Source organism: Vibrio sp. V43_P6S15P86 (assembly GCF_009904725.1).
GTDB lineage: Bacteria > Pseudomonadota > Gammaproteobacteria > Enterobacterales > Vibrionaceae > Vibrio > Vibrio diabolicus.
Genome location: NZ_WXWT01000420.1, coordinates 1 through 7,725 on the forward strand (window position 1 = coordinate 1; position 7,725 = coordinate 7,725).

Here is a 7,725-nt window from a genome sequence, read left to right on the forward strand (position 1 = left end):
CCTTATATCTAGTTGTGAAGAGGATGACTGACTTGCTAGAGACTAGAAGACAGCCCTCTGGAATCGCTAAAACGAGATCGCTCAAAAGAGGATATGGTGTTTTAGCACACAACTTAAAACTTTAGATTCAATATCATGTCTCCGAGCCAAACCAAGGCCAGTGGAATGATAAGAATCTCTTAGTTCGGCGTCGGTTTTTGCATAAACACGCCAGTAGGATGAAGTTCATCCGAACTAAGACTATTGCTTAATTAAGAGGATAGATTTATGCGTAACGTAGATTTCTCACCACTATACCGTAATGCAATTGGCTTTGATCGTCTGCTAAACCTGATGGAAGCGAATACAGCGAAAAATACTTCTGGCGGTTACCCTCCGTACAACATTGAGCAAAAAGACGAGCATAACTACCGTATTACTATGGCCGTTGCTGGCTTCTCTGAAGACCAACTCGATCTGACTCAAAACGAAAACATGTTGATTGTGAAGGGCGAACGCAAAGCAGAAGAAGGCAAAAATTACGTGTACCAAGGCATTGCTGAGCGCGACTTTGAACGTAAATTCCAGCTAGCGGATTATGTAAAAGTGACTGGCGCATCAATGGAAAACGGCTTATTACATATTGATTTGGTTCGTGAAATCCCAGAAGCAATGCAACCACGTAAAATTGCTATCGGTGGCAACAACCTGCTAGAAAGCAACTAATCAGCAAGTTATTTGCCTTATAGAGTGAGAAAGAGCGCCAGTTGGCGCTCTTTTTAATTGGAGTAGCCGAAGCGATTGCTTCGTATTACAGACCTTGCTGGTAAGCCTTTTCAACTTCTTCCGCGATAATCGCAATCCCTTTCTGCATCATCTCATCGTCTTGAACGTAGTTCATGCGTAAGCACTGATGAGCGTGGTCCCATTCGTCTTGCTGGCCAATAAAGAAGTATTCACCCGGGACTATCAATACCCCACGCGCTTTCAAGCGTTGGTACAGTTCCATTGTTGTTATTGGCAGTTCATCAAACCATAACCACAAGAAGATCGCCCCTTCAGGTTTGTGAATACGGAAGCGCTCATCGGTAATCGCTTCTTGCAGCAGTTCAACCGCACGTTGCGACTTCTGCTTGTAAAACGGCTTAATCACCTCTGAACTCAGTTTAAGCAGGTCGCCTTTAGCGATGATGTGGTTTGCCAGCGCTGGACCCACACTGCCTGGTGCTAGGCTGATGATGCCGTTCATATTGGTTAACGCTTGAGTGATTTCTTCACTCGCAATCACAATCCCGCAACGCACGCCAGGCAAGCCAAGTTTGGATAGGCTCATGCACAAGATGGTGTTTTCATTCCAGAACGGTTCGACATCTTCAAAGATAATGTTCGGGAACGGCAAGCCGTAGGCGTTATCGATGATCAGTGGGATGTTGTTTTCACGTGCGAGTTTGTCCAGTTTACGCACTTCTTCGTCTGTCAGTACGTTACCCGTTGGGTTGGTTGGGCGAGATGCGCAGATTGCCGCAACAGAATCGTCGACGGTTAGCTGTTCAAAATCGACGTGATATTTAAACAATCCGTTATCTAACAGCTCGATTTCTGGGTGGTAAGAGACAAAAATATCTTCATCAATGCCAGCATCACCATAGCCGATGTACTCAGGCGCGATAGGCAGTAGCACCTTCTTATGCGAACCGTCTGGCTGTTTACCTGCGAGTAAGTTGAACAAGTAGAAGAAGCCACTTTGGCTGCCGTTAGTTAGGCTGATGTTCTTCTCTGAAATCTCCCAACCGTAAGTTTCACGGAATAACTGAGCCAGCGCTTTCACGAACGCATCTTTACCCTGCGGTCCATCGTAGTTGGCGAGTGCGGCGACGAGTTCGCCACTGGCGAGCATTTCCTCACTGGCTTGGTGAAAGTAATCGAGCATGGCAGGAATGGCGGCTGGGTTGCCTCCACCGAGCATGATGGCACCTGGTGTGCGTAGACCATCATTCAAATCGTCCATTAACTGCGTGATACCTGAATACTGATTAAATTTTTCACCAAACTTTGAGAACTGCATGCTGACTGATACCTAATTCATTGTGATTGCTTTGTGTATGTTTGTGCCGATGTTTTATCGGCTTATCGAGTAATCCTTGACCTTACCTCAATGCGTAATTAACGCAAAGTGTGAATTAAGCCGAAAAAGAAAAAAGTGTGTCATCAGACCAGAGGTACGAGATAAAAAGGCAAAAAGAGCAATAAAAAAGGGAAGCTTATGCTTCCCTTGCTGGTGGAGTGAATCGGCTATTCGCCAGTGTAGACGATCAGCACTTTGTCGTCTTGGTATTGGCGTTCGAACGCGTAGTAACCTTCTTGATTGCGAGTGATGTGCTTACCTTGCGCAACCGCTGGGTGGCGTTTACGGAATTCACCCAACTTTTGCCAATGTTGCAGCAGATCTTCACGCTCGCCATGAATCTTATCCCATGGCATATCTGAGCGTGTGCCTTGGTGGGCGTCTGAACCAGTAATGCCAAAATCACGAGCTATCTCATCACCGTAATAGATCTGTACTGCTCCGGGAGCCAGCATCAGTGCATTTGCTGCACGAGCTTGGTCATCAAAGCTGCGGCTGCGCGCTGACCAAAACAGCTGTGTATCGTGTGAAGACAGGTAGCTCAACACGTTGAACTCAGGATCGGTATTGATGCGTTCTGCATAACGGCGGTAATCATTATCAAGTTGAGCGAAACACTTCAGTGCTTTTGGTGCTACGTCAGATTGGAACTCGAAGTTGATTATGGAATCGAAGCCGTTATCGAAATATGGGCTCTTCACCACGCTGTGTGCCCACACTTCACCCGTCATCCAAAATGGCAGGTCATCTAGTGCTTTGTCTGGATTGTTTTGCTTCCACTGGGCAAGCGCTTGAGTGGTGCTGGCTTTCAACTCTGCCCACGCTTCCATTTCAACGTGTTTAGCGGTGTCGACGCGGAAGCCATCAATGCCATAGTCACGTACCCAGTCGGATAACCACGTAATCAGATGCTCACGCGGGGTTTGCAGCTCATCTTGCGCATTGGTGTCTTTATTGCGGAAGAAGTTTGGTAATCCGGTTTTCTGAGTCGATTCGGTTTTGAGATCCGGTAGGTAGTTCAAAGACATGGTGATGTCGTTGTATCCCGGCGCATCGTAATCGCCAATGTCGGTGCGAAGCCAATCTTTGCCCCACCACTTTTCCCACGCTTCGCTATCACCGTATTTGATGTAGTCGTTGAAGCTATGCCAGCTTTGTCCTGATTTTGGCTGCCAGTCGGTCCATTTTTCACCAAGGACTTCTTTGGCTTCTTGGTCATCAAGGTAAAGCTGACCAAATCCGAATTCCTGCATGTCTGCTAATGTCGCATAACCTGTGTGGTTCATGACTACATCCCAAATCACGCGAATGCCTTTCTTATGCGCTGTATCGACGAAGGTTTTTAGTTCATCTTCGGTACCCATGTTGGCATCAAGCTTGGTCCAATCTTGGTGATAGTAGCCGTGGTAGCCATAGTGCTTAAAGTCGCCTTTATCGCCGCCGCCAACCCAGCCGTGGATCTGTTCCAGTGGTGAGGTTATCCAGATAGCATTCACACCAAGTGATTCGATGTAATCGAGTTTTTTCGTTAGACCCGCTAAGTCACCACCGTGGAAGGTACCAATCTCATATTTTCCGTCTTTGCTGCGACCGTAGCTGTTGTCGTTGTCTGGGTTGCCATTATAGAAGCGGTCAGTCATGACGAAGTACACCGTCGCATTGTCCCAACTGAACGGTTTGTCGGCTTGCTGTTCAACTTCTTCTAGCAGCAATAGACCTTGGCTCATAGGACCCGGCTGCATGGTGACGCTGCCATTGGCGACTGTGGCTTCTTGTCCGGTTAAGGCATCGCGAACGACAGTGCCATCATTAAAGGTTTGAGCAACATTGATGGTTTTTGGCGCGTCAGTTGCGACAGGGCAAGAGTAGGTGATGTCCTGACTCTGTTTTGGTTTGATTTTTACAGTTAGCTCATTGGTGGTTGGATTGAGCGTAAATTGATAGGTATTGGCTTTGAAGATGCGCAGCGGCATTTGTGCATCAGTGGCGCAGTTATCCATTTTTAATGGACGATTGAACTTAATGCGATCTTCTTTTGCTAGGGCAAAGCTACTTCCACAGCTTTGATTACTGTCGGCAATGGTAAAGGTGTAGCTGCCTTTTTCGAGTTTTTGCTCGGCGACAAGTAAGCCCTGTGAGTTTTCCTCAAAAACAGCGGTATCATCACCAACGCTTAATACGATGGCATTTTCTGGAATCTGGCTGCAGGCGCTCAGTAGACCGATAGAGAGTGCGAGAATTGTTTTTTTCATTGTGTCCTTCCCCCGAATAAACAGTCCAGTTATAGCAAAACTGTGCCTCTACAATCCGAGCTCTACACCAACAAGTTAAACGCGTCTCACCCTACAAATTTTCGTCTTGTTCACAAAATGAATAATAAGCATCACCTTCATCGGTTTGAAGGCAACAAAAAAGGGAAGCATCTGCTTCCCTTTTACTTACTTCTTAATCACTTCGAAGAGCAATGAATTACTTTTGAAGCAAAGAAATGTCTGCGATCTGTAGGAACAGGTTACGCAGGTTGTTTAGTAGTGTCAGACGGTTCTTCTTAAGTGCTTCGTCGTCTGCCATTACCATTACGTTATCAAAGAACGCATCCACTGGTTCACGTAGGTCAGCTAGCTTGCTTAGGGCTTCTTGGTAGTTACCTGTAGCAAATGCTGGCTCTAGCGCTTCTGTCATCACTTCAACGCTTTCTGCTAGTGCTTTCTCTGCATCTTCTTGTAGAAGTGCTAGGTCGATGTCTGCTGCTAGTTCGCCGTCGAATTTCGCTAGGATGTTACCTACACGTTTGTTCGCTGCTGCTAGAGACTCTGCTGCTTCTAGTTCACGGAAGTGAGAAACCGCTTTAACTCGTTGGTCGAAGTCTGCTGGTTTCGTCGGACGACGCGCTAGTACCGCTTGAATGATGTCTACACTGAAGCCTTCGTCTTGGTACCAAGCACGGAAACGACCAAGCATAAACTCGATAACGTCTTGTTCAACGTTGTCGTTGGTTAGGCGGTCGCCGAACAGTGACTTCGCTTTCGCTACTAGGTCAACAAGATCTAGGTTGTAGCCGTATTCAACGATGATACGTAGTACACCTAGAGATGCGCGGCGTAGTGCGAATGGATCGCTGCCTTTAGGCGCTTGACCAATACCGAAGATACCTACGATAGTGTCTAGCTTGTCTGCCATTGCAACTGCAGTTGAAACACCGTTTGATGGCAGTTCATCACCTGCGAAACGAGGCATGTATTGCTCGTTCAGTGCTACTGCAACTTCTTCTGCTTCACCGTCGTGGCGAGCGTAGTGCATACCCATCACACCTTGAGTATCCGTGAATTCGAATACCATTGAGGTCATTAGGTCACATTTTGCTAGTAGACCAGCACGCTTTGATTTCTCAACGTCAGCACCGATTTGCTCAGCAATGTAGCCAGCAAGTTCTGTGATGCGGTCTGTTTTGTCTTTGATCGTACCCAGTTGCTTTTGGAAGATCGCTTGTTCTAGTTCTGGCAGACGGTCGATAAGCGGACGCTTACGGTCTGTATTGAAGAAGAACTCTGCGTCAGCAAGACGCGGGCGAACCACTTTCTCGTTACCTTCGATTACGTAACGAGGCTCTTTTGATTCGATGTTCGATACGAAGATGAAGTTAGGTAGTAGCTTCTTGTTTTCGTCGTAAACAGGGAAGTATTTTTGGTCACCTTTCATGGTGTATACCAACGCTTCAGAAGGCACTTTTAGGAACTCTTCTTCAAACTTCGCTGTTAGTACCACTGGCCATTCAACCAGAGACGTTACTTCTTCTACTAGGTCATCTTCTAGGTCAGCGATACCGCCAACCGCTGCTGCCGCTTTTTGTGCGTCAGCTAGGATGATGGCTTTACGTGCTTCGTAATCTGCCATAACTTTACCGCGCTCTTCTAGGATTGCAGGGTATTGCTCAGCAGAATCAATAGTGAACTCTTGTTCACCCATGAAGCGGTGACCACGGATAGTGCGGTCAGAAGCGACACCAAGGATCTCGCCTTCGATTAGGTCGCTGCCCATTAGCATGGTTAGCGTCTTAACTGGACGGATAAATTGAGTCGTTTTGTTACCCCAACGCATTGGTTTTGCGATAGGTAGGTTTGCTAGTGCTTTCGCTGCAAGTTCAACAACGATCTCAGACGTTGGCTGACCTTTCACTTCTTGTTTGAACAGTAGCCATTCGCCTTTGTCTGTAACCATGCGCTCTGCTTGGTCAACAGAAATACCACAACCGCGTGCCCAGCCTTGAGCTGCTTTGGTTGGGTTGCCTTCCGCGTCAAACGCTGCAGAAACCGCAGGACCACGCTTTTCAACCACTTTGTCAGACTGGCTTTCTGCTAGTGCCGCGACTTTAAGTGCAAGACGACGAGGAGCCGCAAACCATTTTACGCCTTCGTGAGCTAGCTCAGCGCCTTTTAGTTCTGCTTCGAAGTTTGCTGCGAATGCTTCAGCTAGCGTACGAAGTTGCGTTGGTGGTAGCTCTTCTGTACCTAGCTCGATTAGAAATTCTTTTGCCATGTTCTCTACCCCTTACGCTTGTTCTTTCTTACACATTGGGAAGCCAAGAGCTTCACGCGATGCGTAGTATGCTTCTGCTACTGACTTAGTCAGATCGCGAATGCGCAGGATGTAACGCTGACGCTCAGTTACTGAGATCGCTTTACGCGCGTCTAGTAGGTTGAATGCGTGACCTGCTTTTAGGATGCGCTCGTAAGCAGGTAATGGCAGTGGCTTTTCAAGCTCAAGCAACTCTTTACACTCTTTCTCACACTGCTCGAAGAAACCAAATAGGAATTCAACGTCTGCGTGCTCGAAGTTGTAAGTCGATTGCTCTACTTCGTTTTGGTGGAAGATATCACCGTAAGTCACCTTGCTGCCGTCTGGCGCGATGTTCCAAGTTAGGTCGTAAACAGAGTCTACTTCTTGGATGTACATTGCTAGACGTTCGATACCGTAAGTGATCTCACCAGTGACTGGTTTACACTCAAGGCCGCCAACTTGTTGGAAGTAAGTAAACTGAGTCACTTCCATGCCGTTTAGCCAAACTTCCCAGCCTAGACCCCATGCGCCTAGTGTTGGGTTTTCCCAGTTGTCTTCTACGAAACGGATGTCGTGTACAAGAGGGTCAATACCAAGAACTTCAAGGGAGCCAAGGTACAACTCTTGAATATTGTCAGGCGATGGTTTTAGCGCTACTTGGAATTGGTAGTAGTGCTGAAGACGGTTAGGGTTTTCACCGTAACGGCCATCAGTAGGACGACGTGAAGGTTGTACGTAAGCTGTCGACATTGGCTCTGGGCCAAGCGCTCGTAGACAGGTCATTGGGTGAGAGGTACCCGCACCCACTTCCATATCTAGCGGTTGAACAATGGTACAACCATTTTGAGCCCAATAATCCTGCAGCGCGAGGATCATTCCCTGGAAGGTTTTGATATCGTATTTTTGCATAAGTCAGGTTCGCGCGATTCTCTTGTTACTCGTTAATTCGTCATCTATGCCGAGTTTTTCAACTCTAACAACGGCGATAAAGAGTAATTACGGTTGAATAAATTAACAATCTAGTATAACCAGATATTGAGCATGGGAGTAGAGCTAATCTTGAT

The 7,725-nt window shown here is 47.1% G+C and carries 5 protein-coding genes; 1 reads left to right on the forward strand and 4 read right to left on the reverse strand.

Going from position 1 to position 7,725, the window contains the following annotated elements:
- Positions 1 to 267 precede the first annotated feature (267 nt).
- Positions 268 to 705 carry an Hsp20 family protein gene (locus CAG69_RS19075; protein WP_005458680.1) on the forward strand — a complete coding sequence of 146 codons (438 nt, stop codon included), beginning with the start codon at positions 268 to 270 and terminating at the stop codon, positions 703 to 705.
- Positions 706 to 790: 85 nt separating this feature from the next.
- On the opposite strand, the gene CAG69_RS19080 is transcribed toward CAG69_RS19075, so the two are convergent.
- The 4 genes from CAG69_RS19080 to glyQ all read right to left on the reverse strand — a co-directional run bounded on the left by CAG69_RS19080 (position 791) and on the right by glyQ (position 7,570).
- A complete protein-coding gene (locus CAG69_RS19080; protein ID WP_161445679.1) occupies positions 791 to 2,044 on the reverse strand; it encodes a valine--pyruvate transaminase in 1,254 nt (417 codons plus the stop codon).
- Between the two features lie 227 nt (positions 2,045 to 2,271).
- A complete protein-coding gene (locus CAG69_RS19085) occupies positions 2,272 to 4,356 on the reverse strand; it encodes an alpha-amylase (protein WP_161445681.1) in 2,085 nt (694 codons plus the stop codon).
- 217 nt (positions 4,357 to 4,573) lie between these two features.
- The gene (gene glyS / locus CAG69_RS19090; protein ID WP_161445695.1) at positions 4,574 to 6,640 is read right to left on the reverse strand and encodes a glycine--tRNA ligase subunit beta; all 2,067 of its coding nucleotides are present in this window, start codon (positions 6,638 to 6,640) and stop codon (positions 4,574 to 4,576) included.
- A gap of 12 nt (positions 6,641 to 6,652) precedes the next feature.
- On the reverse strand, positions 6,653 to 7,570 hold the full coding sequence (gene glyQ, locus CAG69_RS19095) for a glycine--tRNA ligase subunit alpha (protein WP_006743179.1): 918 nt from the start codon (positions 7,568 to 7,570) through the stop codon (positions 6,653 to 6,655).
- Positions 7,571 to 7,725: the final 155 nt, after the last annotated feature.

What these genes read in the sequence shown, in the direction of transcription:
- CAG69_RS19075 (WP_005458680.1), top strand. Translation starts at nt 268, where the DNA reads ATGCGTAACGTAGATTTCTCACCACTATACCGTAATGCAATTGGCTTT.
- CAG69_RS19080 (WP_161445679.1), bottom strand. Translation starts at nt 2,044, where the DNA reads ATGCAGTTCTCAAAGTTTGGTGAAAAATTTAATCAGTATTCAGGTATC.
- CAG69_RS19085 (WP_161445681.1), bottom strand. Translation starts at nt 4,356, where the DNA reads ATGAAAAAAACAATTCTCGCACTCTCTATCGGTCTACTGAGCGCCTGC.
- glyS (WP_161445695.1), bottom strand. Translation starts at nt 6,640, where the DNA reads ATGGCAAAAGAATTTCTAATCGAGCTAGGTACAGAAGAGCTACCACCA.
- glyQ (WP_006743179.1), bottom strand. Translation starts at nt 7,570, where the DNA reads ATGCAAAAATACGATATCAAAACCTTCCAGGGAATGATCCTCGCGCTG.